Genomic DNA, 23,731 nt, shown 5'->3' on the forward strand with positions numbered 1-23,731 from the left:
CTTCTTTTTTGGTTGGTTCCGTCTTCTTTACATTGCTATTCCAAGGCGACCTGCCAGATCTTGGATATATTGCCAGGCAACGCGCCCCGAACGGTTTCCGCGCGTGGTGGACCATTCCAGCGCTTCGGCATGCATCTTGGCCGGATCGTAAGCCAGCTTAAAATAGGCTGCATAGCCATCGACCATCGCGAGATAATCGTCCTGGCTGCATTTGTGGAAGCCGAGCCAGAGGCCGAAACGGTCCGACAGGGATACCTTTTCCTCAATCGCTTCCGAAGGATTGATCGCCGTCGAGCGCTCGTTGTCGATCATGTCGCGCGGCATCAGATGGCGCCGGTTCGAGGTTGCATAAAAGATCACATTGCCGGGGCGACCTTCGACGCCGCCTTCAAGCGCGGCCTTGAGCGATTTATAGGACGTATCGTCATGATCGAAGGAAAGGTCGTCGCAAAACAGGATGAAGCGATAGTCCGTATCCTTGATTAGGTTCATCAATGTCGGAAGACTATCGATATCCTCGCGATGAATTTCGATCAGCTTGAGCGGAGCGCGATCCGCCATTTCAGCGTTCACACTTGCCTGTGCAGCCTTGACGAGCGAGGATTTGCCCATGCCGCGCGCACCCCAGAGCAGAACATTGTTTGCCGGAAATCCTTTTGCGAAGCGCCGGGTATTGTCCACGAGCTGATCACGTACCAAATCTACGCCACGGATCAGTGCGATATCCACTCGGTTGACGCGCTTGACCGGATCCAGGGTCAGTCGTTCGGGAGCCCAGACAAAGCAGTCTGCGGCATCAAGATCGGGTGTTTTGGCTTCCGGCGGCGCAATGCGTTCCAGAGCGGCGATCAAACGGTCCAGTTTCTGGCTGAGTATGTCTTCGGTCGTCATTTCATGCCCCTGATGATAGGGCTAACGGCTTAACATGTCACAGCGGAGGCGAAAAGTGTGCGACCTTGGCGCAGGCGGGATCATCGCCGGTTGCATTTGGCGCGCTAACCATTGTAATGCCGATAATAATTTGTCTTCGAGACTTCAGAGGAGTTCCTAATGTTCGTAACACCGGCTTTCGCTCAGGCATCCGGCGGCGCTGTTGGACCAGATATGCTCATGAGCATTCTGCCGTTCATCCTGATCTTCGTGATCATGTACTTCCTTATCATCCGCCCGCAGCGGACCCAGATGAAGAAGCGTCAGGAAATGCTGACCCAGGTTCGTCGTGGCGATACCGTCGTGACCGGCGGCGGCATTGTCGGCAAGGTTCAGAAGGTTGTTGACGACAACGAACTTGAAGTCGAAATCGCTGAAGGCGTGCGCATCCGCGTTATGCGCAGCACGCTGATGGATGTTCGCGTCAAGGGCGAGCCCGTCGCCGACAACAAGAACAAGTAATTCTTTTTACGACACGCAGGCCCCGGTAAGGTTTCCATAACCGGGGCCTGCGCATTATTCGGTGCGCGCTAATATACGATGCGCGTGCCACGACGCCGGAGAGCGGTTCGCAACAGGTGAACTCCGGCATGCTCTATCCAAGCTGATACGGAATTGCTGCTCTATGCTCTATTTTTCACGCTGGAAATCTGCCCTGATCTGGCTCGCGGTTCTCGTGAGTTTCATCATCGCATCCCCTAACTTTTTCTCGCGTGAAACGCTGGCAAAACTGCCAAACTTCCTGCCGAAGCAGCAGATCGCCCTTGGGCTCGATCTCTCCGGCGGCTCACGTCTGGTCCTGCAGGTGCAGAATCCCGGACGAGAGGAGCTCGAGCGCACCGCAAATATCATGCGGCAGCGTCTGGAGGAGCTTGGTTATGGCAAACCTCTCGTCGAAGAGGAAAACCGCAATCAGATTCGGGTTGAAGTTCCCGGTGTCTATGACGCGCAGCTTCTGAAAGACATTCTCAGCGTTCGCGGCAATTTCTCTTTCCGCGCCGTCGACAGCACCATGTCACCGGATGATGCCATTCGCGGTACACCGCCCGCTGACAGTGAAATCATCTATTCCTATGACGATCCGCCTGTCGGCTATCTCGTCAAGAAGCAACCGATCCTGACTGGCGCCAATGTGACGGATGCCAAGGCGACGCTGTCGGATGACGATAGTGAGCCTGTCATCACGCTGACATTGGACGATGCAGGCCGCAAAAATCTTGCCGAAGCAACATCGCATCTGGTTGGTGGTAGCTTTGCTATCGTCGTCGACAATCAGATCGTTTCCGCGCCTGCCGTCGATGAGAAGCTCGATACGAATGAGCTGCAGATTTCAGGCGCTTTCGATCTTCAGGCGGCCAACAATATGGCCGTTGTGCTGCGTTCCGGCGCGCTGCCGCAAGATGTAACGGTTCTGGAAGAACGCACGATTGCGTCGGCTCTGGGCGAGGACTATGCCAGCGCGGCCGCACTGGCAGCATTGCTTGCGGCACTGCTCGTCGGCCTGTTCATGGTCTTGTCCTACGGTATCCTCGGTGTGATCGCCATGGTCGCACTGGCCGTCAACATCATCATTCTGACAGCCATACTCTCGCTGATCGGCGCTTCGATCAGTCTCGCCAGCATTGCCGGTCTGGTACTGACCATAGGTTTGGCTGTTGACGCCCACATCCTGATTTACGAACGTGTGCGCGAAGATCGCCGCAAGGGCTATTCCGTTGTCCAGGCGATGGAATCCGGCTTCTATCGCGCACTCTCGACCATCATCGACGCAAACCTCACCACACTTATTGCAGCGCTCGTTCTGTTTCTGCTCGGGTCGGGGACGGTTCATGGCTTCGCGCTGACGGTCGCGGTCGGCATCGGCACCACGCTCTTCACGACGCTCACCTTCACCCGCTTGCTGATCGCGCAGTGGGTGCGCACAGCCAAACCGAAGGAAGTGCCGAAGCGTCGTCTGAAACTGGTTCCGACTGTAACGCACATTCCGTTCATGCGTCTGCAATTCGTGACGCTCGGCATCTCGGTGCTGGCCTGCGCTATCGTGGTCGCGCTGTTCGTCAATATCGGCTTCAACTACGGCATTGATTTCCGTGGCGGTTCGATGGTTGAACTGCAGGCCCGCAGCGGTGACGCCAATATTGAAGACATCACCGAACGTCTTACCGAACTCAATATCGACAGCGCCCGCGTTCTGCCGGCAAAGTCTCCGCGCTCTGCCCTTGTCATTATCGGCAGTCAGGAAGTCGGCGACGATGCCGAACAAACCGTCGCGGTGAAACTGCGCGGAGAGTTCGAGCAGGACTACTCATTCCAGCGCGTTGAAGTCGTCGGGCCGACCGTTTCGGAACAGCTTTCGCGCGCCGGAGTTCTGGCGGTCATTCTGTCGCTGATCGGTATCTTCATTTACGTATGGGTCCGGTTCCGCTGGCAGCTCGCGCTTGGTGCGGTGCTTTCAACCTTGCACGACGTCATCATTCTCGCGGGCATGTTCATTGTCTTCCGCATGGAGTTCAATCTTTGGAGCGTTGCAGCAATTCTGACGATCATCGGCTATTCGCTGAACGATACGGTGGTGATCTACGACCGCGTGCGTGAGAACCTGCGCGTCTATAAAAGCGCACCACTGCCTGCCATCATCGATGCCTCGATCAACCAGACGCTGTCGCGTACCTTGCTGACGTCCTTTGTGACCTTTCTCGCGCATATTCCACTGTATGCCTTCGGTGGCGCGGATATTCGCAGCTTTGCACTGGCACTGAGCGTCGGTATCATTGTTGCAAGCTATTCATCGATCTTCATCGCCGCTCCATTGTTGGTTCAGTTCGGCCTCAAGCCGCGTGGGCCGGATGAATCCAGCGATCAAATGGATGATGAACTGGCGCAATCGCTGAATTTGGAAAGCTGAAAATGGCCAAAGGGATAGAGATACGCGAGGCCCATTTTCCGGGCCGTGCTCCCATTGACGCCTATGGCGACGGTGGATTCCGCTTTGCCGAAATGTCGCATCGCGGTTCCATTCTTTGCCTGCCTTCCGGCATTCATGGCTGGGAACCTGCGACGCCGCCGATACTGGCCAAAGTCGATCTCAAGATGATCCTTGAGCAGGCATCCGATATTGAAATTCTGCTGGTAGGCACGGGCATGGATCTGCGCCGTATTCCAGAAGATGTGCGCGCTATCCTGCGCGAACACCGCATTTCTTCCGATCCGATGAGTACAGGTGCCGCCGTTCGCACCTATAATGTGCTTCTGGCCGAAGATCGTGCGGTCGCAGCGGCGTTGATTGCTGTAGACTGACATCATGAACGAGAATGAGGCACATTGCCTGGCATTGCTTCGCCAAGCTGACCGGGACCGCTATCTGTCAGTGCTTTATGCGCCGGAGGATCGTCGCGGCGGTCTGGCTGCGTTGTATGCGTTTAATGCGGAAGTTGCGCGTATCCGTGATTTGGTTCACGAACCGCTGCCGGGCGAAGTCCGGCTGCAATGGTGGCGCGATCTCATCAACGGCGAGGCGAGGGGCAGTGCGGAAGCACATCCCGTTGCCGCAGCGCTGATCAACACCATTGAAAAATATGAGCTGCCTCGAACTGCTTTCGACAATTATTGCGAAGCGCGCATCTTCGATCTTTATGACGATCCGATGCCCAGCCGCAATGATCTGGAAGGTTATTGCGGGGAAACCGCATCGGCAATCATCCAGTTAGCCGGCTTTATATTGGACAGGGATGCCGCGCAGGCACAGACGGAAATAACCGGCCATGCTGGCGTGGCACAGGCCGTAACCGGCTTGCTTCGCCTTATGCCTATTCACCGGCGGCGTGGGCAGCTCTATGTGCCTGCCGATATGTTGCAGGCAGTCGGTGTGACCCGCGAGACTTTCATTGCTGGCGAAGACAAGGCTGCTGTCGAGCGCATGATCAGCATCATGCTGGCTTTCGCGCGTGAACATCTGGCGATTTTCGAGAAGAACAAGTCACAGCTGCCGAAGAGCCTTGTTCCAGCGTTTCTGCCTTTGGCGCTTGTTCCGGCCTATCTGCGAGCAATCGAACGCCTGGGCGCACAGGCTGCGGAAAAGGTGGCGGACATTTCAGCCATCCGGAAGCAATGGCTCATGTTCAGAGCCAACTTCTGAGTAGCCGGAACCGATGGGCTTCAGTCCACTTCGAACCGAAGCCCATCGCAATATCACTCAGCCGGTCCTAGTCCCGAGCCCAGCTCCAAGTCCAGCCCCAAGCCCAGCCATTTTCGGCAATCGGCCAGAGCGCGAGCGGAAAGCGCACGTTTCTTGGCGATAGTCTTTTCCTTGCCGCGCAGACGCTTGCCTTCCGGCTTTGGAACATCGACGGGCGGGAAAAGCCCGAAATTCACATTCATGGGCTGGAACGAGCGTTTTCCGGGCTCGTCGTCGGAAACGATATGTCCGCCCGTAATATGACCGAGCAGCGCGCCGAATGCGGTTGTTCCGGGAGGTGGCGTCAACGTCTGCCCCAGCTTTTCTGCTGCAGTGAAACGACCTGCCAGCAATCCAATGGCTGACGATTCGACATAGCCTTCACAACCCGTCACCTGACCGGCAAAGCGCAGTGTTTCGCGTGATTTCAGGCGAAGCGTACCGTCGAGCAGCACGGGAGAATTCAGATAGGTGTTGCGGTGAAGGCCGCCGAGGCGGGCGAATTCCGCATTTTCGAGACCCGGAATCATCTTGAAGATGCCGGTCTGCGAGCCGTATTTCAGCTTCGTCTGGAAACCGACCATGTTGTAGAGCGTGCCGAGCGCATTGTCCTGACGGAGTTGCACGACGGCATAAGCCTTCACAGTCGGATTATGGGCGTTGGTAAGGCCCATCGGCTTCATCGGCCCATGACGCAAGGTTTCCGGCCCGCGTTCGGCCATCACCTCGATCGGCAGGCAACCGTCGAAATAGGGCGTGCCTTCCCATTCCTTGAAGTCGGTCTTGTCGCCTTCGACCAATGCGGCCACGAAGGCCTCATACTGCTCCTTGTCCATGGGGCAGTTGATATAGTCTTTTCCGGTGCCGCCGGGGCCAACCTTGTCATAGCGCGACTGGAACCAGCAGACATCCATATTGATCGAATCAAAATGGATAATTGGAGCAATGGCATCGAAGAAGGCCAAAGCATCCGCTCCTGTTTGCGCCTGAATGGCCTCAGCCAGTGAAGGCGCGGTCAGGGGCCCGGTGGCAACAATGCTCGTTCCCCACTCCTCTGGCGGCAGGCCGGTGATTTCTTCCCGAACGATTGTAATCAGCGGATGGGCTTCAAGCTTGGCAGTGACGGCCTGCGAAAAGCCTTCGCGGTCGACAGCCAGCGCACCACCTGCGGGAACTTGATGTGCATCGGCGCACGCCATGATGAGCGATCCGGCAAGGCGCATTTCGGCATGAAGAACGCCGACGGCATTGGTTTCGGCATCATCCGAGCGGAAAGAGTTGGAACAGACAAGCTCGGCCAGTTGCTCGGTCTTGTGGGCGTCGGTGCCGCGTACGGGGCGCATTTCGTGCAGTATGACGGGCACGCCCGCCTGCGCGAGCTGCCATGCAGCTTCAGAACCGGCAAGACCGCCGCCGACGACGTGAACGGGAGAAAGATCGGATGTGTTTGACATGGGCCATTCCCTTATCGCCTTTGCTGAACGCCTTCAATGGAGAAGGCTCGCTAAGGATGGGAATCGAGCCGCAAAAAGAAATGGCATCCGTCGCGGGAGGAGGAGCGACGGATGCCATTATGGTAAGACCGGCATTGGGAGGAGGAGAACCGGTCTTGTTATCGCAAAACCTGGGAGGAGGATGGTTCTGCGATGAACCAAGTCTAGTGGGAGGAGGATCCAGACTTGGAGAAACCCCTATCGGGAGAAACTGTGAGGCTCGTTAATTAACGGGCCTTGGTCTGGCGAGCCACGAACGGAATGTCCGCGCGGAGATGCCAAGATCGTTCAGCTCACGGGTGGAGAGCTGGCTGAGTTCATTGACGGTGTCGCGGTAACGGCGCCAGTTGTTGTAAGAGCGGAGGAGGTTCATCGTGCTATTCCTTCATCGTTGAGGAACTGGAGTTCTGTTCAATTCATCTCGTTTGTTGCCCATGATATAAGCTATTGTTTTCGCAGGTTGCAGACCCGAGTTTGCATAGCTGCTCTGCGGGTTCTGCACGACACGTTAAATCGATTAGACTGGTATGGCACAAAATTGCCGCAAAGCGATTTGATCCACTCTTTGCCGGCAGCGCAGTTTCCTATATGTTCTCAAACGCTTACGGTTGCGACAGCAACAACTGACAGAATGACCAGGAGCTAATTTGTCATTTTCCATTTCTGTTGAACGCCTGATCGAGAGATGGCAGCGGGACGGTCTGATCGATGCGGAAACAGCATCGAAACTGAATGCCGACCTTGAAAAGCGCGCTTCGGTCTTCAGCCTTGGTTCCGTTCTGGCCACGCTTGGCGGGCTGCTTCTCGGCGCAGCCGTTATCATGCTGGTTGCCGCGAACTGGCAGGAAATGCCGCGCCTCATGCGCATCGGCCTCATATTCGTTCTTATTTGGGTGAGTTATCTCGGTGGAGCCTGGCGGCAGTCTCGTGGTGACAAGCTGTTTCCGGCTACGCTCTATATTGTGGGTGCTGCATCGTTCGGGGCAGGGCTGGCGCTTGTGGGGCAAATGTATCATTTGTCCGGCGACATCCATTCCGCCGCAATCTATTGGTCCATAGGCGTTCTGGTTTCGGCTTTTCTTCTACGCGCGCCGGTGCTGGCGGCTTTCGGTGCCGGTGTCGCCTGCTTTTATCTTTCGACCTACGTTTTTGATACCTCGTCCTATGATGACGTGACCTATCGCTGGATCGGACCGCTGCTTTTGCTGTTCGGTGCTGCAGCGGCCTTGTTCACGCGCTCGCGACATGCAGCCCATCTGTGGGCAATGTTCTCCATCGGCTGGGCTTTGCTCGTCTATGCGGAGCATGAGAGCAATACGGTGCTGGTGCTTATGCTGGTCGTGGGAATCGGTCTGATACTGGCTGACGGTTTTGCCCATGATACGGTGCAGAGACTGACCCGCTTCGCTCATCCGCTCGCGGCATACGGGCTGGCTCTCGCGCTGTTGGCGCTTGTTACGCTTCAGATCAACCAGATGTTCTCCTATTCCAGCGTTACCGCAAATCTGGATAGGGACATTTTATATAGCATCTTCATACTGGCGCTCGCGATCGGGGCGATTGCTGTTGCCGGTCGAAATAATGGCGGCCTGCGTTCCATCGCCTATGCCGCATTTTCGATCCAGGTTCTCTATCTGGCTTTCGAGACGGTTGGCACCATGATCGGAACATCCGGCTTCTTCCTGACTGCGGGCATTCTCGTGCTGCTGCTGGCTGCTTTTGTGAGACGCATGGAGAACCGGTTCGGAAGGAAAAGCAGCGTGGAGGCCCGCCTATGACTATTCGGCTCAAATGGCTCTATGTCGGGGCAACCGTCACTGCATTGCTGCAGACCGGCATTCTTTATGCAGGCATAGAAAAGCGCGCCTCTGTCCTGCGTTCGGGTGCGGAAGTGACGCTGCAGACGGAGCCTTTCGACCCGCGCGATCTGATGCGCGGCGACTATGTCGTTCTGGGGTACGAGATTTCCAGTCTGTCCCGAAAGGATATTCAGGGCGAGCGTCCTGCCGGTTCGCGAACCGTCTATGTGGCCGTGAAGCCCGATACAAACGGGATAGCGCGGTTTTCACGCGCGTCATTCGTTCCGCTTTCAGACCTTACCTCCGGTGAGGAGCAGATTCGGGGCGAGGCTGCTTATTCCATATCCGATGATGCGGAATCGAATATTCGTCTCAATTTTGGCATTGAACGGTATTATGTACCCGAGGGGCAGGGACGTGCGATTGAAGACAGCCAGCGCGAGCGGCGGATTACTGCCGTTGTGGCGGTCGATCCGAACGGAACGCCGGTCATCAAAGCCCTGCAGGAAGACGGCCAGCAGCTTTATCAGGAGCCTCTTTATTGATCCTGTCATCACGCCCTGTTTCAAAAGGGTTGGCTGATGCGACAGGATCGCTATATAGAGACGGAAAGGGTAGGAAGAGCTCAGCCTGATCGAACCTTGTAAATCTATGCAAGGAAGGCGGCTTTTTTCCTTTGAACCGGGAAAATTGGATGATATAGAGACGCGCGCTTTCGAGGGGCGGTTCAATATCTGAGACGAATAATGGCGCGTTCTGAGGAATGTGCTTCGGTTCAGAAGCGGATGTGGCGAAATTGGTAGACGCACCAGATTTAGGTTCTGGCGGGAGACCGTGGGGGTTCGAGTCCCTCCATCCGCACCACAATTTACTTCCCTTCAAATTAGTAACTAATTGAAAACAAACGAAAAACAGCCAAAGTAAAAATTGGCGGTTTACATTTTTGCCCCAAACTGTGATACATATTGTGCTACAAACTGGGTTTTTTAGCTCGTTTTTTCGGTGCGATATGGTGGGTTGATGGGGCGAAATTCATCTAAAAAAGATGCCGACAGGTTCCTGTTTCTGAGGTCAGGAAAATACTATTACCGCCGTCGCGTGCCGGACAATCTCGCGCTTCGCGATGAGCGCGCCCCAACGATTCGTGTCAGCCTGAAAACAGATGATCTCGCTCTTGCCCGTGCCAAGCGCGATTTGATGGAGGAGGCTGACAATATCCTTTGGGCGTCCATGGTGCTCGATGAGCCCCGTGATCCGGCGCGCTCTCGATATGAAGCGTCGATGAAGCGCGTCGAAGCTCTCGGACTGACCTACCGATCAGCCCAGACGATGAGCGCGCAATCATCCCTTGATGAGATCGTTACCCGACTTGAACGCGTTGCTAGTGAGCGCCTGCCGCAAGAGCTGGCGCAAGGTGTTGCCGGTGGTATTCCCGTTCCTGATGTGACTGTCAGCAAAGCTTTCGAGATCTATTGCGATGAGATCGTGCCGGATGAGCTGGTGAACAAGAGTGCTGTTCAAAAGGCGCAATGGAAAAAGGTGAAGCTGCGGGCCGTGAACAATTTTATCGCTCTCGTCGAGAGCGATAAGGCGATGACCGACATAACGCGTGATGACGCTATGAAGTTGTATCGTCACTGGTTGTCCAGGATCGCGCCCAAAGAGGGGAAATCCACTCACTCGGCTTCGTCTGGCAATCGCGACATCGGCAACATGCGGGTGCTTTACGACGCCTATTTCACGTATATCGGCGAGGAAGGCAGGGCAAACCCGTTCGCGCGCCTCAACTTCTCTACGCGCAAAAAGCGCTCCCGCCCGCCGTTCCCTCGTGAATGGCTCACCGGAACGATAATGAAGCCGGGAAATCTGGCGACTTTGAATGATGAAGCGCGAGGGATTGTGTTAGCGCTGATCGAAACAGGGGCGCGACCAAGTGAGTTGGCAAACTTGACTGCGTCGTCGATCCGGCTTTCGCACAAGGTTCCGCATATTGCTATCGAGCCGCGCGATGATCCGGACGATCCGCGTGAGATCAAAACGACTTCGTCTGAACGCCTCGTACCTTTGGTCGGCGTAGCGCTCGCCGTTTTTCGCAAGCACAAGCAGGGATTCCCGCGTTACCGTAACCGCGAGAATGATCTATCCGCCACGCTAAACAAGTATTTTAAGGAAAACAGCCTGTTCCCGACGCCCCAGCACAAGATCTACTCATTCCGCCATTCTTTTGAGGATCGAATGAAAGAGGCTAATCTGGATGATGAGCTGCGGCGGTTGTTGATGGGGCACACAATCGAGCGCCCCCGGTACGGCATGGGCGGCTCGTTGGATTGGCGGCAAAGCGAGCTCAAGAAAATCGCCCTGCCTTTTAGTCCGGCTATCGTTTAGAAGACGCCCAGCTCTTCCAATAGGCACATGACGAACGGTGTTACTGTTGCTGGATCTGTGATTTCCATCACAAACTCCCCATCATCGCCCTCGGCTGATTCTTCAATCGGGCAGCGGCGCAGCGCGTAATCAATGGCATTGCGGATATCAACATCGCTAGGCTTGTTCATGGCTTACCGGCCTCATTCGTGTTATCGCCATTTTTAGGCACGCCTCGAAGCTTGAAGAACTCATCTGCCGCTACTGTGGCGCTTCCCAGGGCTGACGCGAGCGTTGTGACTTGATCCTTTAACGACCCGCCTGAATAGGTGTTCGTCATATGAACGGCAGCAGTCAGCAGCATCATTACGCCTTCCGCTGGATCGCGCCCAGTGTTGCGGCAAATCTCACGGGTCACAGCCTCAATTGCAAGGATGCAGGATCGCGGATCGTCGGATATTTTTACATTCATGTTGACTTTCATGGCTCAACCACTTCGATGATTTCAGCGTTTCGGGTCCGAAGAAAGGGAACGAAATCTGATCCTTCGTACTTCTTTGCGGTACTGGATCGCGCTTCGATGATGCGAAACTGGTCACCAACTGACAGGTGTCTCATCGCAGCTTCGATGACTTTCTCTCGCGTATCTTCCTCAGCGAGATCATAGATATCTTCATCAATCTCACCTGCAAACCATGTCCAAGGTGTCATCGGGTGGTCTCCTTTGCGCGCAAAAGGGCGATGGACTTGGCCCGTCGCTCTGGCGTGAGCGTGTAATCGTAAGCCCAGTACGTTTCGCGTTCCCCTTTCGTTGTGGTGAAAATAACCTTCGTCCCTGCCTTGTTTGCGCGGGCGGAAGCATATCGTTTGTCGGGCTTGAAAAGCGCCACTTCGACAAGCACATCAATCCGGTTGTCAGGCGCGTCTAGCTTGGAGAGACGGGTAATGAGGTCAGAAGTCATTCGTCACTCTCCAAAGGATCGGTTGTCCAAGAATGGGAAACGAACACCGCCACACGAAATTCTTCCCCGCAGCTTTCACAGACCCATTCGTCAGTATCTTCACTGTAGAGGGAATAGTTGTCGTCTTCTGGTTTATGCATATGCTCACAGTGGGGGCAGATTGCCCCTCTTGTGCTGTAGGTATCGAAGCTCATGACGGCTTCCCTCCCAGCACGGCGCGGGCGTCCTGGTACCACCTGGCATATTTTTCAGAAACCAACTCCTGCGCTCGCTCTATCAATTCGTGAGCTGTCGTAAGCTTGATTTCTAGGGCTTCTGAATGGGCCGACATGCCAAGCGCTGCGGCTGATTTGTCCGGAGCGACTGCCGCCATGGCGCGCCACAACCGGCTAACGAGATCGCTATGTGTCTCGCTTTCTTCCCATACGAGATCGAGCGCGGCTTGGACCATTGCCGGGGTTGCTTCGAAAGCAAGTGTCGTCGCAGGTGCGGGAAGCGAAAGGCGGGTCGCCAATCCGTTCTTCTCGCTCGTGGCGTTGAACTTGGCGGCAATGGCAGCGTCCAGATCAATACCAGCGTCCATCGCGACAAGATCTGTGCAGATAACAATATCTGCCAGTTCTTCGGCCAGATGCTCTTTCGTGTCGCGGGATCCGACAAGCCCGATGCGCTCGCGCTCCAGCTTCTTGATGACGTTGCAGGCCTCGCCGACTTCACCGGCAAGCTCGGTGGCGCGGAACGTCATCGACACACGTTCGCTGCCGGTGTTCCATTCCTGATCGCGGGCGACGTTGGCGGCGCGCAAAGTGTTCATGTTCATGGTCGGTTGCCTTCCAGATACTGCTGTGCGTCCGCCATCTCGGCAGCAAACCGTTCTGGGTCGATGACAATGATGCGGCTGTAGTCGATGAAATATGAAGTCAGGCCGGTTTGCTTGGCGCTCCACGACTTCCAAAACTTCTCAAGCTGATCCCAGCCGGTGATAAAGTCGCGGGCGTCATCATGGTGGTTATCGGAAAGATAGCATTCGACGGCGTCGATAATGTCGAAGTGGAACACTTCCTCGGTGGTGCAAAATGCCCACGCTGGCAGTGCTTCCTTGATTTCATTCTCGGTAGGATCCTCACCGTTCGGTGTTTTCCACTGCGCTGCGCGATCTGCGTACCGCTCAAGCAAGCTGTCGACGCTGTCAAAATAATCGTCCTCCTCGCCCGTGCAGGTTATCCAGCCATTCCAGTTTTCGACGATGGTAGCCTTGACTAGGCGCGAGGCCTCGGCACGACGGCTTATCGCATCGCGGTAGGCGTCGGTGTCCATGAGCATAGACTTTTCAGCCCATTCGCGCTCAACAAACACCCGCTTGCCATTCGCAGTGGCGAAACAATTCGGATTATCATAGTCCACGCGAATGCGCAGGGGGATTGGCTGTGTCCGGTCATGGCCATCTGGAACATGAACCGTGAGGAGCTGGCAATCGACGGGCAATCCGTCGAGTCGATGTTCAGAATCCATTGTCTTTTACTTCCTAGGGTGAAACTTGAGTTCGTGCCTGTAAGCGGTTGATTGCTTTGGCTACTACGTCCTCAGCGTCTCGCAATTTCTCCAATTCGGATTCCAAGCGCTTCCATAGCGGAACCATAAGGACGGCTTCGCCCTTCGGTGCCCCGGCCATGATGCGCGCGAGGATGTCGAGCGCGTTTTCCACACGCTCGGCAGTCATTGGAGGTTTTTTGCGAGAGCGGCCCATTACTCGGTCTCGACTGGCTGGCCGTTCTGGAGGATGTAAAACGTATCCGGCTTAATATCGTTCTGACCGGCGACGCCCGCCCATACCGCGACGATCTCCATCTGGTCGTTACGTTCGACGAGGAACAGCGCACAACCTTCTTTGCCACGTACCTTGCACTGATAACCTGTTGCGGTGGCAGCGCTCCAGCGTCCTGTTGCGGTGGCAGCGCTCCGGTCTCCCGTTGCGGTGGCAGCGCTCTGGTTCCCCGTTGCGGTGGCAGCGCTCCAGTCTCCCGTTGCGGTGGCAGCGCTCCAGCTCCCCGATGCGGTGGCAGCGCTCCGCCATCCTGTTGCGGTGGCAGCGCTCCGGTCTCCCGTTGCGGTGGCAGCGCTCCAGTCTCCCGTTGCGGTGGCAGCGCTCCGCCATCCTGTTGCGGTGGCAGCGCTCCGGTATCCCGTTGCGGTGGCAGCGCTCTGGTCTCCCGATGCAGTGGCAGCGCTCCGGTCTCCCGATGCGGTGGCAGCGCTCCAGTCTCCCGATGCAGTGGCAGCGCTCCAGTGTCCTGATACAGTTGCAATCGATCGGTCGCCTTGAACTTCTATTAGCTCGCGTTCGCCAGATGCGTGATGACCATCAATGCGTTTGGCCCGCTCGACGATGTAGCGCACTGCGGCTGCGATCAATTCCGGGATTTTCAACTCGGCTTTGATGGTGATTTCGGCTGCTGCGATTTTGGTGTCTTTACCTTCCTTGCTAGTGTCGCCGGAAAGCTCGACCTCTCCATAACGGCTGCTCGCTGGAGGATAATATCCAAAGACATCAAGAGGGTATTCGCAGGCATGAAAGCCGCTTTCACAAGCGACAACGCCGCCTTGATGCTGGAAGCTCTTACTCAGCTCAAACTGGTATCCTCGGCAGCGCAGCTCGGCGTCAAAGCCTTTGTATGCAACAATCTTAGTCATGCGGATCCAAGCCCCTCTCGCGGGTGATTTTGAATTGATGAATCAAACGGTTTGCCGCTAATCGCGGCATTGCCTCGCGCCTCTCCGGCACGGTTACGGTGGTGATGAGTGATGCGACCGCTGCCAGCAGGCCTTCGGTCAAGCCGTCCAGGGCGTCCTCGGCAGACGCGCCGGATGTGCGGATCTCGCGCCATTGGTTAAAGATCGTATCGAGAACGGCATCGCGGGTTTCGTCCGCTATGGCCTGCCGCTCTCCCTGATCTGACCAACGGGCCATAAAATTCGGTCGATCAGCCGAAAATTCGCGATGCCAGAATGGCTGCGCAGGCGACGCATGCAATCAGGGTGGATAGCACGATCATGAAATTCAGATCGTTGTCATCACTCTGATATGCCGTCGGCAGGTGAAAGCCGCCTGTCTCGGTTTTAAACTCGTGATTATCCTGCATGGTTACGCATCCTTACCGGTGAGAATGGGCATCGGGTTCTCGCTCGGCTCGAAAAATCGGCACGACAACGCGCGATGCGGGATGGCTCGCTTTGCTTTGTTGAGGATGGGTTTGAGGCAGTAGGCGTCTTTCGGCTCGCCCGGAAAGAGCTTGTGCTTTTTGCCATTCCGCTTGGGGGGGGCAAACTTTTCGACGTAATTGCCGTGTTCGTCCTTGACTGATTTCGTTTTTCCCCAGTGCTTACACTGGCGGCAGGTTGTCCCTTCCGGTCCTGTCCCGGCGATATGCGCCTGACCAAGATATGTATTCCGAATGGGGCAATCGAAATCCGCTGCCGTCATGTGCGGGCTAATACTGAAATGCGCTGCCATGTCACTGCCCCTTTCAAGGCGCTACAGATTCTTGCGGGCGCGACCACGACCACTGAGCAATATCACTAAGTTGCGCCCATGCTGGGCGTGGGTCACCATTCTGATAGTGTGGGCAAGCTGCGAGCGATGCTTCGTAGGCCGCTTGGCCAGAAAGCGTGGGATCGTTTCGGATTGCGGAATCTTTCGCATAATTGTTCATGACGACGCCTCGGTTTGGCTTGAAGGTGCAGCCACCACAACCCAGCCACGCGGCAGGATCGTCTCTTGCAAAAACGATCCGTCTGACTGCAAATGAAATCGGACTTGGATTTCTGCAAAGGCGGGCTGTTGTTTATGGATGCCAAAGAACTGCGCGATCATGCGCAATGGGCTATAGCGCTTGTCGTGGCTGGGGTTGCGATGGGTGTTCCATCCATTGTCGCAAGCGATAAGAACGCCTTTTTGATTGCCCTTGGCATGATCCTGTATGGCGTAGGACAAATGCGGAATCGTCAGATACAGCAGTCGATCTACTCCGATGACTTTGGAAGGCCAGTCGGCACCATCACGGGCAACCCGCACAGGTTCACGCTCATCGGGACAACACTTAGCCTTGTCGGCATAGGCCTGTTTTGCTTCGGGCTTTATCGTCTCGTTCTTGGCTGAGGTGTGTTTCGCAGTCGTTCGGGTGCTCATGCTGACACCTCGGCGGCTGACGTTCTGACTGATCCGGGCAGATAGTCCTCGATTGAGGCATGCAGTAAAGCTGCCTGTTCAAGGTCGATCAGTAGGCGCTTTACTTCACCTGTCTTGCTGACAAATGATATGGAAATCAGGCCCTCGCTACGCGAACCTGATGTTCCGCGCCACTTCACGCGCTGCCCCAGGCGGTTTGTGTTGCTAAGCAAATCCCATGACTTCGGTGCTGGGATGTCGATTGATACACTTTCTGTGCATTCGAGGCGTGTTGCCAGCGCTTGCGCTGCCTCAACCGGTGCTCGGTCAAAAAGCACAATCTCAGCACCATAACCGTAAAGCTGCTGCTCGGTGCCGAAATAGGCGAGGTGTGTTACCTGACCGTGCAAGGCTTCCCGGTCCGCGAGATCGAGGTTCCTCCATTTCTGGATATCGAAATCACCGAACAGGATGCCGCGCGGGGAATGTGCCTGCATGCGTCCGACAGAAAAGCCGCATTCCCGTAATGCAGCATCGGCGCGCTGAGTGACAGTGAAGCTGTCTTCTCCGGTCAATGTGGCTTTGAATATGACATTCGGCATTGGTCTCTCCGCTTCAATCCGGAGAGCCGACCGCGCCTTCTACTCAAACCCGATCCGGCGCGGTCAGCTTTCCGTTGGGGGCGAGTCAATAATTGCGATAATCGCAAAAAATTGTCAATCTAAAAATTGCGATCATCGCAAAATATCAAATATGAGAGTATCGCGATCATCGCAACTTGCGCTTATGCGATTCGCTGTGTGTATGTGTGGATAGTAAATTAATTCTTGTTTTGTTCTTCTTGTTCCAGCATCATTCACCGGGAAAAGGGTGTGAGGTGGGTATAAATGAGTGATGACGGGCTGGAATGCTGGAGGCTTCTCACTGATGAGGAAAAGCGCGCTCTTATGTTTGTTTTGATTCAGTCAGGAATTTTAAATAGCGTTTCAAATCCGCCTTTGTCTCATCATCAGCCGCATTGTAAGCCTGAAGAAACTCGTCGTCGTTGAATGACATTGTGTCGGCAATGCCAGGAGGTGGCGAACCAAAAATTCGCTTATCTTTACAAGCTCTTCTGCGTGAATAATTCGCACTTCTTTATTCGGCGCCAAGTTAAGCATTCTCGTAATGGCATCAGGTCTGACGCCTAGATGTGCCGCCAGTTTGCTTTTAGATCCGTGCCCGCGCGCCTTGAGCTCGCCGATGATCCATTCTTTGATGCGCTTCTGAATATCCATGCTTTAATATTTGCGATAGTCGCGATTATTTCTATCGCGAAGATCGCAAAACCCTCTTGACTTAAAATTGCGAAGATCGCAAATATCCATGCTATGGATATGGAACCTGCAAAAACGATTATTGATTATCTGGGTGGAGCGAAGGCGGTAGCGGCTATCGTTGGCAAGCATCCATCGCGTATCTATCGTTGGGCGTATCCGTCTTCAAAGCGTGAAGGTTGCGACGGCATTATCCCCCTTCGTGATCAGCAGAAACTTCTCGAATACTGCCGCGCCACTGGTGTCGATCTTGTTCGTGAAGACTTTTTTTGCGCTGACCGTATTTCAGGCATTGCAAGCAAATGCCCTGAAACGAATTCGCCCGTTGGTTCCTCTGCGGGTGATGCTGGAGCGTCCCTGCCGCCCTCGGACGCTCCAGCTTCTTTGTCGCAGGATAGAGCAGCGGTAGCTCAGTTGGTTCATACCCAACAGGTCGCGGGTTCGAATCCCGCTCCTGCAACCAGTTTCCAATCGCCTGATATCCTCCCATCGGGCGTAAAAGCCGGGGCGCGCCGTAAGGATGACGCCGGACGCGCCCCGGCTCCTGTTTCTGAGGTGCGCCATGTCTGATGTTTTCAATCTCCATAATGCTCTTTGGGGTATTTCTATTTGCTATTTGTCAGCCTGCGTTGCTGTCACTGCGATGGTCTGGAATGCCTCCATGTCCATTCTTGAGAATGCTAAAGAGATGAAGCATTTCAAGCGCTTGCATGATGAATTGTATGAACGGGCGCGGCGCGGCGAATTGGATTTCGAGAAGTGGCCTGAATATGAGAATGTGTATAAGTGCGAATTAGAGTGGAACGAGAGGAGAAAATCCTCTTGATCTGTATCTCCATTCCCCTTCGCCATTGGCACTCTCTGCTCGCTCTTTTCGGTTCCCGCCTTGTCGCAGTAGATGTGCAACGGCGCTCGGTTGCTGTACTTATCGATCTCGACGCCGGTTATCATGATTTCACCGGTTTCCGGGTTCAAGGTGGTGTGATCTCGATAGGGGACGATCTTGACTCCGCGTGGGGACTTGATCCGGATTTCCGTGCCTCTGAGAACGTATCCCCGATTGTTTCTGATCCTGATGGTGAGCTTGTACCAATCGCCCGTAACCGGGGCTTCCGAAAGCTCTACCTGGACTTCCGGCTCTGTGTTTGCCCGTATCCACTTCTGGTGACGCCAGGACAGCGTGAGGCTCGTCGCAGCCATGGCAAGACTAGCCACCGAAACTATGTTCGAAAACTGATAGCGCCAGATGTAGTCGAGCGTATCCAGAAATACTTTCGCAATAGCTTCCCCCATGACCCTGATTCTCCTGTGTTTTCACACTCGCATGAGGACATGCGCCATGGTGGATGGCAAGCGCGCCGGTTCTTCCGGCGCTGGCGCGCTTGCCGCTCTGTTTCGATCCCTGCATTGCTGCCTCCGTAGCCTTTGAAGCCCGACCTTACGGGCAGATCTGACCAACTTCATCGAATCCTTTGACGAACTTTTTTCCTTGAACTTTTCAGGGGTGTTTCCGTGCGCACAATTTCCGAGCAAGAACAGCGTTCCCTCAAGTCTGCTACCGACGGCGCATACATGCTGTCGGGCGGCATTTCCTGCATCGTGCCCTTTACCCGTGTCGGCGTGTCGACGCTTTCCAAATACGCATCGTTTGGCGAGGAACATGCCGACAGCTTCATGCCGATTGATGTCGTGGTCGAGGTCGACCGACGCGCACAAACGCCGACGATCATAAAGGCTGCAGCCGGGTTGCTCGGATATGAGGTTGTCCCGGCATCATCAGCATCGGGAAAATCCTCGGACGGTGCGCCACTTACTGAAATGGACGCACATCGCGTCATGTCCGAGGCGATGGACGTTTCGAAATCCATCGTTACGGCGCTGGAAGATGGACGCATTGACGCTGGGGAAAAGCGGGAAATCACCAAGGAAGTGCGTGAGGCTATCCGCGCCCTTGAAAATGTCTTGCGGCGTTTGGAGGCGGGGAAATGACCGCTGTTTCCTCACTCGTCGAGCAATGGTTGGCTGATCATGGCGGACCCCGTCGTTTCGAAGCCGGTGTCAGGTCCAGTTTTGATGCCACGCAATATGAATTGCAGGGTTTTGGCGTCGAGGTTCGACGCAAGGGCAATCGCTTTGCCGTCAAGCGGGTCGATGGGCGCTGGCAGGTCGTGGGCTGGGAAAAGCTCGTCGAGCTGCGCGACGATTTTCGCAAGCTGCACGGCAGGGAGCCGCTTCGGCGGATAGGCCCATGATGGCCCGTTTCCCACCGCGCGAAGTCGCGCTGATCGTTTGTGCCGCGTTGGTTGCTGAGTCACCCGTCGCGGCTTTTCTCATCTTCTTTCTGTTTCTTGCGGGGCGGTGACATGGACGCGCTAGTACCTGAAATTATCCGGATAGCCGATATCGATACGGGCAAGCGCCTGCGCGACGTGGATCCGGCGAAAGTCGAGGCTTTGAAGCCGTCCTTTACAGAATTGGGCTTGCGGACGCCGATCACGGTTCGAGCAAATGACAGCAAACGTAAAGGCGCTTCGCCTTACATTCTGTCGGCTGGCGCGCACCGATTGGCGGCTGCACTAGCTATTGGATGGGATGAAATCCCGGCATTTGTGCGCAAGGAAAGTGCGCTCGATGCCGAGCTTTGGGAAATTGACGAGAATCTTGCTCGTGCCGAGCTGACGCCTGCTGATCGCGCCATGTTTGTTTTCCGGCGCAAGGAACTCTACCTGCTGAAATATCCGGAAACGGGACACGGTGGCGACCGCAAATCAAGCGGCCAAGTTGGCCACTTGGTGGACCGGGCAGAGCGTAAGAGTTTTGTTGCCGCCACGGCTGAGCTGACCGGAAAGCCAGAGCGAAGCATTCGACGCGATGCCGAGCGTGGGGAAAAGATCTGCAAGGCCGCACTCGACAAGTTGCGCGGCACCCGGCTCGATAATGGCGTGTCGCTGGATCGCCTCAAAGCCCTCCCGTCGGACGTGGCACAAATTGCGTGGGTCGAGGGCGCGCTGGCAGAAGAAAAGCGTATCAAGGTCGAGAGCAAGAGCATTCGCGCCCAACAACAAAAAGTGCGCCATGCTGTCAGGCTTACCGAAATGGCGCTGACCGCCGAACGCGGCAAGGCGACAGCACCGGCAAAGCTGGATCGGATCTATCCGGTCTATTACGCAGATCCGGCCTGGAAGTATAAGGTTCATTCGGAAGTGACGGGGCGCGAAAAGAGCGCCGAGAATCACTATCCGACGATGACTACCGACGAAATCGTCGACCTGATGGTCGAACTGATCGGCGGCAATCATCCTGCAGTTCTTTTTCTTTGGGCAACCAATCCGATGCTCATGGATTCGCTGCGGGTCATGCAGGCTTGCGGCTTCACCTATGTGCATCACTGGGTTTGGGACAAGGTTGATATCGGTACCGGCTACTGGGGCAGGGATCGACACGAACTCTTACTCATTGGCAGGCGCGGGGATGTCGCGTGTCCATTGCCGGAAATGCTGCCGCCGACGGTCTATGTCGAAAAGAAGGGCGAGCATTCCGCCAAGCCGGAATATTTCGCCGAGCAAATCGAGAAATTCTATCCAGATCTCCCAAAGCTGGAATTGAATGCGCGGCGTAAGCGTCCCGGCTGGGATGTGTGGGGATATGAAGCGCCTGCCGACGAAGCGGAGGCTGCATAATGTGCTCAAATTGCTTTATCGCTTCATTGGGAAGCCCGCGCATCATCTATCTTTCCGGGCCAATGACGGGGTTGCCGGATTTCAATTATCCGGCCTTTCGCAGAGCTGCCGCAGCCCTCCGCTTGGCGGGGCATCGCGTCTATAATCCCGCCGAGTATCCGCACAAGGGGCCACCGGAGCTTTTCCCGATCCGGCAAGCGTTCGCGTCATATTGCAACTTCATCTGCCTGGAGGCCGACACGATAGTGTTGCTGCCTGGGTGGCGGGCGTCCAAGGGGGCGAGTGCGGAGCGACAGTTGGCGCTCAACTGCGGCATAGACATCATCGAATGGCTGGAGGCGATATGACCTCTGACGCCGACCAGCTGCGGAAAATCAAGGATAGGTTTCGGGCGCTTGATGGTGCTCGCTGGCAGCTTTGCTGTGTCGACAACAGGACGTTTGTCGAGGCGAAAACACACAATGGCGAACTGCTCGAAATTGCGAATTTTCATCCCGGTGCAACGCCGGATGAAATCGATTTTCTGGTCAATGCGCCTGATATGGTTGGGTTTCTGCTTGGTCTCGTCGACCGCGCAATCGCAGCGTCTCGCAAGGCTGCGCCTGTCCAGAAAAAACAGCGTGTTTCTAAGGACTTCGCGGCGGAAGCTGCCATGAAGTGCGATCAGGCTTCCTTCCGGATCTATCTGGAAGAACGGCACGGCGCCGAGGGGCCTTTGACGGCTGAAACAGCAGTAGACGCATTGCGCGCCGTGCTGCGCATCAAATCAAGAAAAGAACTGAATAGCGATGCCGCTGCAGCGGATCGGTGGAGCGATTTGCGCGCCGATTTCGAGGCGTGGCTGAGGGTGGTGCAATGAACGGATCTTCGCGCGCGTGGACATGGCGCCACGCTTTCGCATCGTCTGATCTTCCGTCGACAACCAAGGCAGTTTTGCACACGCTTGGTATGTTCATGAATGAGTTAGGTGAGGGGTGCTACCCATCCGTCGCCGATATCTGCCGCTACAGTGGCCTCGACAAGAAAACAGTCCTCAAGCACCTCGGAACAGCTCGTGATGCGGGCTGGATTGCAGTGTCACAGCACGGGTATCGCGGGCAGCGATGGAAGCGTCAAGAGTACGCTGCGCGATGGCCGGAGCGCGATCTCGTCGCCGCGTGCGCGCCGGATGATCAGAATCAAGGTGGTGGAGCAAATCCACCACCTTCTGACGCGGAAAAGGTGGTGGATTTCGTTCCAGAAGGTGGTGGAATTGAGGGGTCGAAGGTGGTGGAGCACGTCCACCAAGATAAGACCAGTCCAGTAAACATTCCAAATACCACTCCATCTGAGAGAGCGCGCGAGAGCGATGACGACGGAAGGGAAAGCCGGAAATCGGTCGAGCGTTCGTTCAAGCGTGGTTTCCATGGTTGGCCCACAGCGATATCCGATAGCGAGCCTGAGGCATTCCGCGTCTGGCTGTCTCTGACGCCAGAGGAACGACAGGCAGCAGTCGATGAAGCTCCGCGCTATGTCGAAGCGGCGAAAGCGACGGGTCGGAAGCTGGTTTGCTCCTATGCGGTTTATCTTCGCGAAAGACGCTGGGAAAAACTACCGGCTAAAGCCGTAGTCGAGCAGTCCGGATCTGCGCAGGCGGCGCCGTTGGGCAAGATGTGGGGTGCGAGGGTCTATGAGCTTTTGCTGAACGGTCCAACTCGCGTTGTTGGCTTGACCCAGATCGAAAAAGGGTTGGTCGATAGCGGGCGCTATTCCGAGGAATATCTGCTGCACGACAAGCAGGCCAAGCAAGGTTTCCCGGCAGTCAATGAGCTTTTCGAGCGTGCAGCCGGTGGGCGCGGAGCGCTTGTTCCAGCTCGCTTACAGGCGATCAAGGATTTGCTCGTGCAGGTTCGCATTGGCGGCGACGAGTGGAAGGCATGGGCCGATTTCCACAGCCAGCAAGGCTGGCCATGGTTCCCTGATCCCGGCAATGCCGAGTGGGCTTATTTCCCGGCTGGTGGGCCGGAGGGTTTGAACGGTTTCGAAATCGCACTGAGGGGATTGGGTGAAAATGATGGCAATTGACGCAAAGCAGATTGCAGATGCTATCACCAGACAGCCGACATTCGAGCAGGCTTGCGCTATCGACAAGGTGCTTACAGAGCGTCGCAGGGTCGCTCGAATGAGGGCGGCGGCTGCGAATCGCGTGGGCTATGATTCTCCTTGGCTGGTGCTACAGGTGGTGTCAGGACGCGAACTTTCGGTGCGGGAAGCGCTAGAAAAAGAAAATATCGAAGTGCTTGTCCCCATGAAAATGGGGCCTGTGGTTCGTCGACAGCATCGAGTCATTCCGGCAAAACAGCAGCCCGTCATGAATGGTTACGTGCTGGTACGCTGTGCAGTTTTAAACGAGTGCCTTGCCGGTCTGCTGAGTTTCGATCACGTCGTTTCGATCCTTGGTGGATATGAAGCGCCATTTCTGGTCAGTGCTGAAAAGGTATATCTTTTCAAAGCGAAAGCCGAAGATGGTAAATATGATTACGAGCATTTTCACCGGAAGTTTATCGGGGTGAAATGGGCACGTGTTGCCGACGGTCCTTTTGCCGGTTGCCGTGCAGAACTGGTTTCGGGTGGAACAAAGGGCAACGGTCTGGTTGTGATTGAGCTTTCGATTATGGGCAGGCCAGTGGCTATGACTGTGCCTATTGCAATTCTCGAACCTTTGTGAGCGTAATCTGCTCACGGGATGATCCGGTATGAATAGTGAACCTCGATACACGGTAAAACGTGGGGACTAGTTCCTGAGGTGGTCGCGCTCGGACCCCGCCCTGACTGCCAAAAACGGCAGACATCGATTCAGGGCCAGTGC

The 23,731-nt window shown here is 55.5% G+C and carries 31 protein-coding genes, 2 tRNA genes and 1 pseudogene; 16 read left to right on the top strand and 18 right to left on the bottom strand.

Going from position 1 to position 23,731, the window contains the following annotated elements:
* Positions 1-27: 27 nt before the first annotated feature.
* Positions 28-891, bottom strand: a complete 864-nt coding sequence (locus LJ361_RS04940) for an ATP-binding protein (RefSeq protein ID WP_094513704.1) — start codon at positions 889-891, stop codon at positions 28-30.
* A gap of 159 nt (positions 892-1,050) precedes the next feature.
* Here LJ361_RS04940 and yajC point away from each other — a divergent pair, with 159 nt between their 5' ends.
* The 4 genes from yajC to LJ361_RS04960 all read left to right on the top strand — a co-directional run bounded on the left by yajC (position 1,051) and on the right by LJ361_RS04960 (position 5,065).
* Positions 1,051-1,392, top strand: a complete 342-nt coding sequence (gene yajC, locus LJ361_RS04945) for a preprotein translocase subunit YajC (RefSeq protein WP_010661250.1) — start codon at positions 1,051-1,053, stop codon at positions 1,390-1,392.
* A gap of 163 nt (positions 1,393-1,555) precedes the next feature.
* Entirely contained in the window at positions 1,556-3,835 is a 2,280-nt protein-coding gene (secDF, locus tag LJ361_RS04950) for a protein translocase subunit SecDF (protein WP_264812810.1), read from the top strand.
* Positions 3,836-3,837: 2 nt separating this feature from the next.
* A complete protein-coding gene (locus LJ361_RS04955; protein WP_029924945.1) occupies positions 3,838-4,227 on the top strand; it encodes an Mth938-like domain-containing protein in 390 nt (129 codons plus the stop codon).
* Between the two features lie 4 nt (positions 4,228-4,231).
* Positions 4,232-5,065: a phytoene/squalene synthase family protein gene (locus tag LJ361_RS04960; protein WP_010661253.1), complete on the top strand. Its 834-nt coding sequence runs from the start codon at positions 4,232-4,234 to the stop codon at positions 5,063-5,065.
* Between the two features lie 53 nt (positions 5,066-5,118).
* Here the strand turns inward: LJ361_RS04960 and trmFO are convergent, their stop codons facing one another.
* Positions 5,119-6,558, bottom strand: coding sequence for a methylenetetrahydrofolate--tRNA-(uracil(54)-C(5))-methyltransferase (FADH(2)-oxidizing) TrmFO (gene trmFO / locus LJ361_RS04965; RefSeq protein ID WP_105529017.1), 1,440 nt, complete (start codon positions 6,556-6,558; stop codon positions 5,119-5,121).
* Between the two features lie 266 nt (positions 6,559-6,824).
* Positions 6,825-6,970: pseudogene (locus LJ361_RS04970) on the bottom strand (DUF1127 domain-containing protein).
* Between the two features lie 274 nt (positions 6,971-7,244).
* Here LJ361_RS04970 and LJ361_RS04975 point away from each other — a divergent pair.
* The 4 genes from LJ361_RS04975 (at position 7,245) to LJ361_RS04990 (ending at position 10,781) form a co-directional block, all read left to right on the top strand.
* Entirely contained in the window at positions 7,245-8,375 is a 1,131-nt protein-coding gene (locus LJ361_RS04975; protein ID WP_094513706.1) for a DUF2157 domain-containing protein, read from the top strand.
* Complete coding sequence (locus tag LJ361_RS04980; protein ID WP_094513707.1) at positions 8,372-8,941, top strand: GDYXXLXY domain-containing protein; 570 nt, start codon at positions 8,372-8,374, stop codon at positions 8,939-8,941. The genes LJ361_RS04975 and LJ361_RS04980 overlap by 4 nt, the downstream gene beginning before the upstream one ends.
* A 236-nt stretch (positions 8,942-9,177) precedes the next feature.
* Positions 9,178-9,260: transfer RNA gene (locus LJ361_RS04985), tRNA-Leu, on the top strand.
* Between the two features lie 156 nt (positions 9,261-9,416).
* Entirely contained in the window at positions 9,417-10,781 is a 1,365-nt protein-coding gene (locus LJ361_RS04990; protein WP_264812814.1) for a DUF6538 domain-containing protein, read from the top strand.
* On the opposite strand, the gene LJ361_RS04995 is transcribed toward LJ361_RS04990, so the two are convergent.
* From LJ361_RS04995 to LJ361_RS05060, 14 genes are all read right to left on the bottom strand, one after another.
* Complete coding sequence (locus tag LJ361_RS04995) at positions 10,778-10,951, bottom strand: hypothetical protein (protein WP_264812817.1); 174 nt, start codon at positions 10,949-10,951, stop codon at positions 10,778-10,780. The two genes, LJ361_RS04990 and LJ361_RS04995, sit on opposite strands and share 4 nt — an antisense overlap.
* Positions 10,948-11,244, bottom strand: coding sequence for a hypothetical protein (locus tag LJ361_RS05000; protein ID WP_264812818.1), 297 nt, complete (start codon positions 11,242-11,244; stop codon positions 10,948-10,950). The genes LJ361_RS04995 and LJ361_RS05000 overlap by 4 nt, the downstream gene beginning before the upstream one ends.
* Complete coding sequence (locus LJ361_RS05005; RefSeq protein WP_264812820.1) at positions 11,241-11,471, bottom strand: hypothetical protein; 231 nt, start codon at positions 11,469-11,471, stop codon at positions 11,241-11,243. Before LJ361_RS05005 ends, LJ361_RS05000 begins: the two co-directional genes overlap by 4 nt.
* Entirely contained in the window at positions 11,468-11,722 is a 255-nt protein-coding gene (locus LJ361_RS05010) for a hypothetical protein (protein WP_151662639.1), read from the bottom strand. The genes LJ361_RS05005 and LJ361_RS05010 overlap by 4 nt, the downstream gene beginning before the upstream one ends.
* Positions 11,719-11,916 carry a hypothetical protein gene (locus tag LJ361_RS05015; protein WP_151662638.1) on the bottom strand — a complete coding sequence of 66 codons (198 nt, stop codon included), beginning with the start codon at positions 11,914-11,916 and terminating at the stop codon, positions 11,719-11,721. The genes LJ361_RS05010 and LJ361_RS05015 overlap by 4 nt, the downstream gene beginning before the upstream one ends.
* Positions 11,913-12,542 (bottom strand): MazG-like family protein, encoded by a 630-nt coding sequence (locus LJ361_RS05020; protein WP_264812821.1) that lies wholly within the window; start codon positions 12,540-12,542, stop codon positions 11,913-11,915. Before LJ361_RS05020 ends, LJ361_RS05015 begins: the two co-directional genes overlap by 4 nt.
* A complete protein-coding gene (locus LJ361_RS05025; protein ID WP_264812822.1) occupies positions 12,539-13,234 on the bottom strand; it encodes a hypothetical protein in 696 nt (231 codons plus the stop codon). Before LJ361_RS05025 ends, LJ361_RS05020 begins: the two co-directional genes overlap by 4 nt.
* 234 nt (positions 13,235-13,468) lie before the next feature.
* Complete coding sequence (locus LJ361_RS05030; RefSeq protein WP_264812823.1) at positions 13,469-14,413, bottom strand: hypothetical protein; 945 nt, start codon at positions 14,411-14,413, stop codon at positions 13,469-13,471.
* Complete coding sequence (locus tag LJ361_RS05035) at positions 14,406-14,690, bottom strand: hypothetical protein (protein ID WP_264812824.1); 285 nt, start codon at positions 14,688-14,690, stop codon at positions 14,406-14,408. Before LJ361_RS05035 ends, LJ361_RS05030 begins: the two co-directional genes overlap by 8 nt.
* 13 nt (positions 14,691-14,703) lie before the next feature.
* A complete protein-coding gene (locus LJ361_RS05040; RefSeq protein ID WP_264812825.1) occupies positions 14,704-14,862 on the bottom strand; it encodes a hypothetical protein in 159 nt (52 codons plus the stop codon).
* Between the two features lie 2 nt (positions 14,863-14,864).
* Positions 14,865-15,233 (bottom strand): hypothetical protein, encoded by a 369-nt coding sequence (locus tag LJ361_RS05045; RefSeq protein WP_264812826.1) that lies wholly within the window; start codon positions 15,231-15,233, stop codon positions 14,865-14,867.
* A gap of 195 nt (positions 15,234-15,428) precedes the next feature.
* The gene (locus LJ361_RS05050) at positions 15,429-15,908 is read right to left on the bottom strand and encodes a hypothetical protein (protein WP_264812828.1); all 480 of its coding nucleotides are present in this window, start codon (positions 15,906-15,908) and stop codon (positions 15,429-15,431) included.
* Positions 15,905-16,489, bottom strand: coding sequence for a hypothetical protein (locus LJ361_RS05055; protein ID WP_264812829.1), 585 nt, complete (start codon positions 16,487-16,489; stop codon positions 15,905-15,907). Before LJ361_RS05055 ends, LJ361_RS05050 begins: the two co-directional genes overlap by 4 nt.
* Positions 16,490-16,873: 384 nt before the next feature.
* The gene (locus LJ361_RS05060) at positions 16,874-17,164 is read right to left on the bottom strand and encodes a hypothetical protein (RefSeq protein WP_264812830.1); all 291 of its coding nucleotides are present in this window, start codon (positions 17,162-17,164) and stop codon (positions 16,874-16,876) included.
* A 427-nt stretch (positions 17,165-17,591) separates the two neighbouring features.
* Between LJ361_RS05060 and LJ361_RS05065 the strand changes: the two genes are divergently transcribed.
* Positions 17,592-17,666 (top strand) — tRNA-Met (locus tag LJ361_RS05065).
* A 149-nt stretch (positions 17,667-17,815) separates the two neighbouring features.
* Here LJ361_RS05065 and LJ361_RS05070 read toward each other — a convergent pair.
* On the bottom strand, positions 17,816-18,496 hold the full coding sequence (locus LJ361_RS05070) for a hypothetical protein (protein WP_264812831.1): 681 nt from the start codon (positions 18,494-18,496) through the stop codon (positions 17,816-17,818).
* A gap of 219 nt (positions 18,497-18,715) precedes the next feature.
* On the opposite strand from LJ361_RS05070, the gene LJ361_RS05075 reads away from it, so the two are divergent.
* From LJ361_RS05075 to nusG, 7 genes are all read left to right on the top strand, one after another.
* Positions 18,716-19,192 carry a phage regulatory CII family protein gene (locus LJ361_RS05075; RefSeq protein WP_264812832.1) on the top strand — a complete coding sequence of 159 codons (477 nt, stop codon included), beginning with the start codon at positions 18,716-18,718 and terminating at the stop codon, positions 19,190-19,192.
* A complete protein-coding gene (locus LJ361_RS05080) occupies positions 19,189-19,455 on the top strand; it encodes a hypothetical protein (protein ID WP_264812834.1) in 267 nt (88 codons plus the stop codon). Before LJ361_RS05075 ends, LJ361_RS05080 begins: the two co-directional genes overlap by 4 nt.
* Before the next feature lie 111 nt (positions 19,456-19,566).
* Positions 19,567-20,883 carry an MT-A70 family methyltransferase gene (locus tag LJ361_RS05085; RefSeq protein ID WP_264812835.1) on the top strand — a complete coding sequence of 439 codons (1,317 nt, stop codon included), beginning with the start codon at positions 19,567-19,569 and terminating at the stop codon, positions 20,881-20,883.
* Positions 20,883-21,230 carry a DUF4406 domain-containing protein gene (locus tag LJ361_RS05090; protein ID WP_264812836.1) on the top strand — a complete coding sequence of 116 codons (348 nt, stop codon included), beginning with the start codon at positions 20,883-20,885 and terminating at the stop codon, positions 21,228-21,230. Before LJ361_RS05085 ends, LJ361_RS05090 begins: the two co-directional genes overlap by 1 nt.
* Entirely contained in the window at positions 21,227-21,742 is a 516-nt protein-coding gene (locus LJ361_RS05095; protein WP_264812837.1) for a hypothetical protein, read from the top strand. Before LJ361_RS05090 ends, LJ361_RS05095 begins: the two co-directional genes overlap by 4 nt.
* Entirely contained in the window at positions 21,739-22,947 is a 1,209-nt protein-coding gene (locus LJ361_RS05100; RefSeq protein ID WP_264812838.1) for a helix-turn-helix domain-containing protein, read from the top strand. The genes LJ361_RS05095 and LJ361_RS05100 overlap by 4 nt, the downstream gene beginning before the upstream one ends.
* Positions 22,934-23,590, top strand: a complete 657-nt coding sequence (gene nusG, locus LJ361_RS05105) for a transcription termination/antitermination protein NusG (RefSeq protein WP_235923507.1) — start codon at positions 22,934-22,936, stop codon at positions 23,588-23,590. Before LJ361_RS05100 ends, nusG begins: the two co-directional genes overlap by 14 nt.
* Positions 23,591-23,731: the final 141 nt, after the last annotated feature.

This window comes from Brucella sp. JSBI001, from assembly GCF_026014005.1.
GTDB lineage: Bacteria > Pseudomonadota > Alphaproteobacteria > Rhizobiales > Rhizobiaceae > Brucella > Brucella anthropi.

What these genes read in the sequence shown, in the direction of transcription:
- LJ361_RS04940 (WP_094513704.1), bottom strand. Translation starts at nt 891, where the DNA reads ATGACGACCGAAGACATACTCAGCCAGAAACTGGACCGTTTGATCGCC.
- yajC (WP_010661250.1), top strand. Translation starts at nt 1,051, where the DNA reads ATGTTCGTAACACCGGCTTTCGCTCAGGCATCCGGCGGCGCTGTTGGA.
- secDF (WP_264812810.1), top strand. Translation starts at nt 1,556, where the DNA reads ATGCTCTATTTTTCACGCTGGAAATCTGCCCTGATCTGGCTCGCGGTT.
- LJ361_RS04955 (WP_029924945.1), top strand. Translation starts at nt 3,838, where the DNA reads ATGGCCAAAGGGATAGAGATACGCGAGGCCCATTTTCCGGGCCGTGCT.
- LJ361_RS04960 (WP_010661253.1), top strand. Translation starts at nt 4,232, where the DNA reads ATGAACGAGAATGAGGCACATTGCCTGGCATTGCTTCGCCAAGCTGAC.
- trmFO (WP_105529017.1), bottom strand. Translation starts at nt 6,558, where the DNA reads ATGTCAAACACATCCGATCTTTCTCCCGTTCACGTCGTCGGCGGCGGT.
- LJ361_RS04980 (WP_094513707.1), top strand. Translation starts at nt 8,372, where the DNA reads ATGACTATTCGGCTCAAATGGCTCTATGTCGGGGCAACCGTCACTGCA.
- LJ361_RS04990 (WP_264812814.1), top strand. Translation starts at nt 9,417, where the DNA reads ATGGGGCGAAATTCATCTAAAAAAGATGCCGACAGGTTCCTGTTTCTG.
- LJ361_RS04995 (WP_264812817.1), bottom strand. Translation starts at nt 10,951, where the DNA reads ATGAACAAGCCTAGCGATGTTGATATCCGCAATGCCATTGATTACGCG.
- LJ361_RS05000 (WP_264812818.1), bottom strand. Translation starts at nt 11,244, where the DNA reads ATGAAAGTCAACATGAATGTAAAAATATCCGACGATCCGCGATCCTGC.
- LJ361_RS05005 (WP_264812820.1), bottom strand. Translation starts at nt 11,471, where the DNA reads ATGACACCTTGGACATGGTTTGCAGGTGAGATTGATGAAGATATCTAT.
- LJ361_RS05010 (WP_151662639.1), bottom strand. Translation starts at nt 11,722, where the DNA reads ATGACTTCTGACCTCATTACCCGTCTCTCCAAGCTAGACGCGCCTGAC.
- LJ361_RS05015 (WP_151662638.1), bottom strand. Translation starts at nt 11,916, where the DNA reads ATGAGCTTCGATACCTACAGCACAAGAGGGGCAATCTGCCCCCACTGT.
- LJ361_RS05020 (WP_264812821.1), bottom strand. Translation starts at nt 12,542, where the DNA reads ATGAACATGAACACTTTGCGCGCCGCCAACGTCGCCCGCGATCAGGAA.
- LJ361_RS05025 (WP_264812822.1), bottom strand. Translation starts at nt 13,234, where the DNA reads ATGGATTCTGAACATCGACTCGACGGATTGCCCGTCGATTGCCAGCTC.
- LJ361_RS05030 (WP_264812823.1), bottom strand. Translation starts at nt 14,413, where the DNA reads ATGACTAAGATTGTTGCATACAAAGGCTTTGACGCCGAGCTGCGCTGC.
- LJ361_RS05035 (WP_264812824.1), bottom strand. Translation starts at nt 14,690, where the DNA reads ATGGCCCGTTGGTCAGATCAGGGAGAGCGGCAGGCCATAGCGGACGAA.
- LJ361_RS05040 (WP_264812825.1), bottom strand. Translation starts at nt 14,862, where the DNA reads ATGCAGGATAATCACGAGTTTAAAACCGAGACAGGCGGCTTTCACCTG.
- LJ361_RS05045 (WP_264812826.1), bottom strand. Translation starts at nt 15,233, where the DNA reads ATGGCAGCGCATTTCAGTATTAGCCCGCACATGACGGCAGCGGATTTC.
- LJ361_RS05050 (WP_264812828.1), bottom strand. Translation starts at nt 15,908, where the DNA reads ATGAGCACCCGAACGACTGCGAAACACACCTCAGCCAAGAACGAGACG.
- LJ361_RS05055 (WP_264812829.1), bottom strand. Translation starts at nt 16,489, where the DNA reads ATGCCGAATGTCATATTCAAAGCCACATTGACCGGAGAAGACAGCTTC.
- LJ361_RS05060 (WP_264812830.1), bottom strand. Translation starts at nt 17,164, where the DNA reads ATGGATATTCAGAAGCGCATCAAAGAATGGATCATCGGCGAGCTCAAG.
- LJ361_RS05070 (WP_264812831.1), bottom strand. Translation starts at nt 18,496, where the DNA reads ATGGGGGAAGCTATTGCGAAAGTATTTCTGGATACGCTCGACTACATC.
- LJ361_RS05080 (WP_264812834.1), top strand. Translation starts at nt 19,189, where the DNA reads ATGACCGCTGTTTCCTCACTCGTCGAGCAATGGTTGGCTGATCATGGC.
- LJ361_RS05085 (WP_264812835.1), top strand. Translation starts at nt 19,567, where the DNA reads ATGGACGCGCTAGTACCTGAAATTATCCGGATAGCCGATATCGATACG.
- LJ361_RS05090 (WP_264812836.1), top strand. Translation starts at nt 20,883, where the DNA reads ATGTGCTCAAATTGCTTTATCGCTTCATTGGGAAGCCCGCGCATCATC.
- LJ361_RS05095 (WP_264812837.1), top strand. Translation starts at nt 21,227, where the DNA reads ATGACCTCTGACGCCGACCAGCTGCGGAAAATCAAGGATAGGTTTCGG.
- LJ361_RS05100 (WP_264812838.1), top strand. Translation starts at nt 21,739, where the DNA reads ATGAACGGATCTTCGCGCGCGTGGACATGGCGCCACGCTTTCGCATCG.
- nusG (WP_235923507.1), top strand. Translation starts at nt 22,934, where the DNA reads ATGATGGCAATTGACGCAAAGCAGATTGCAGATGCTATCACCAGACAG.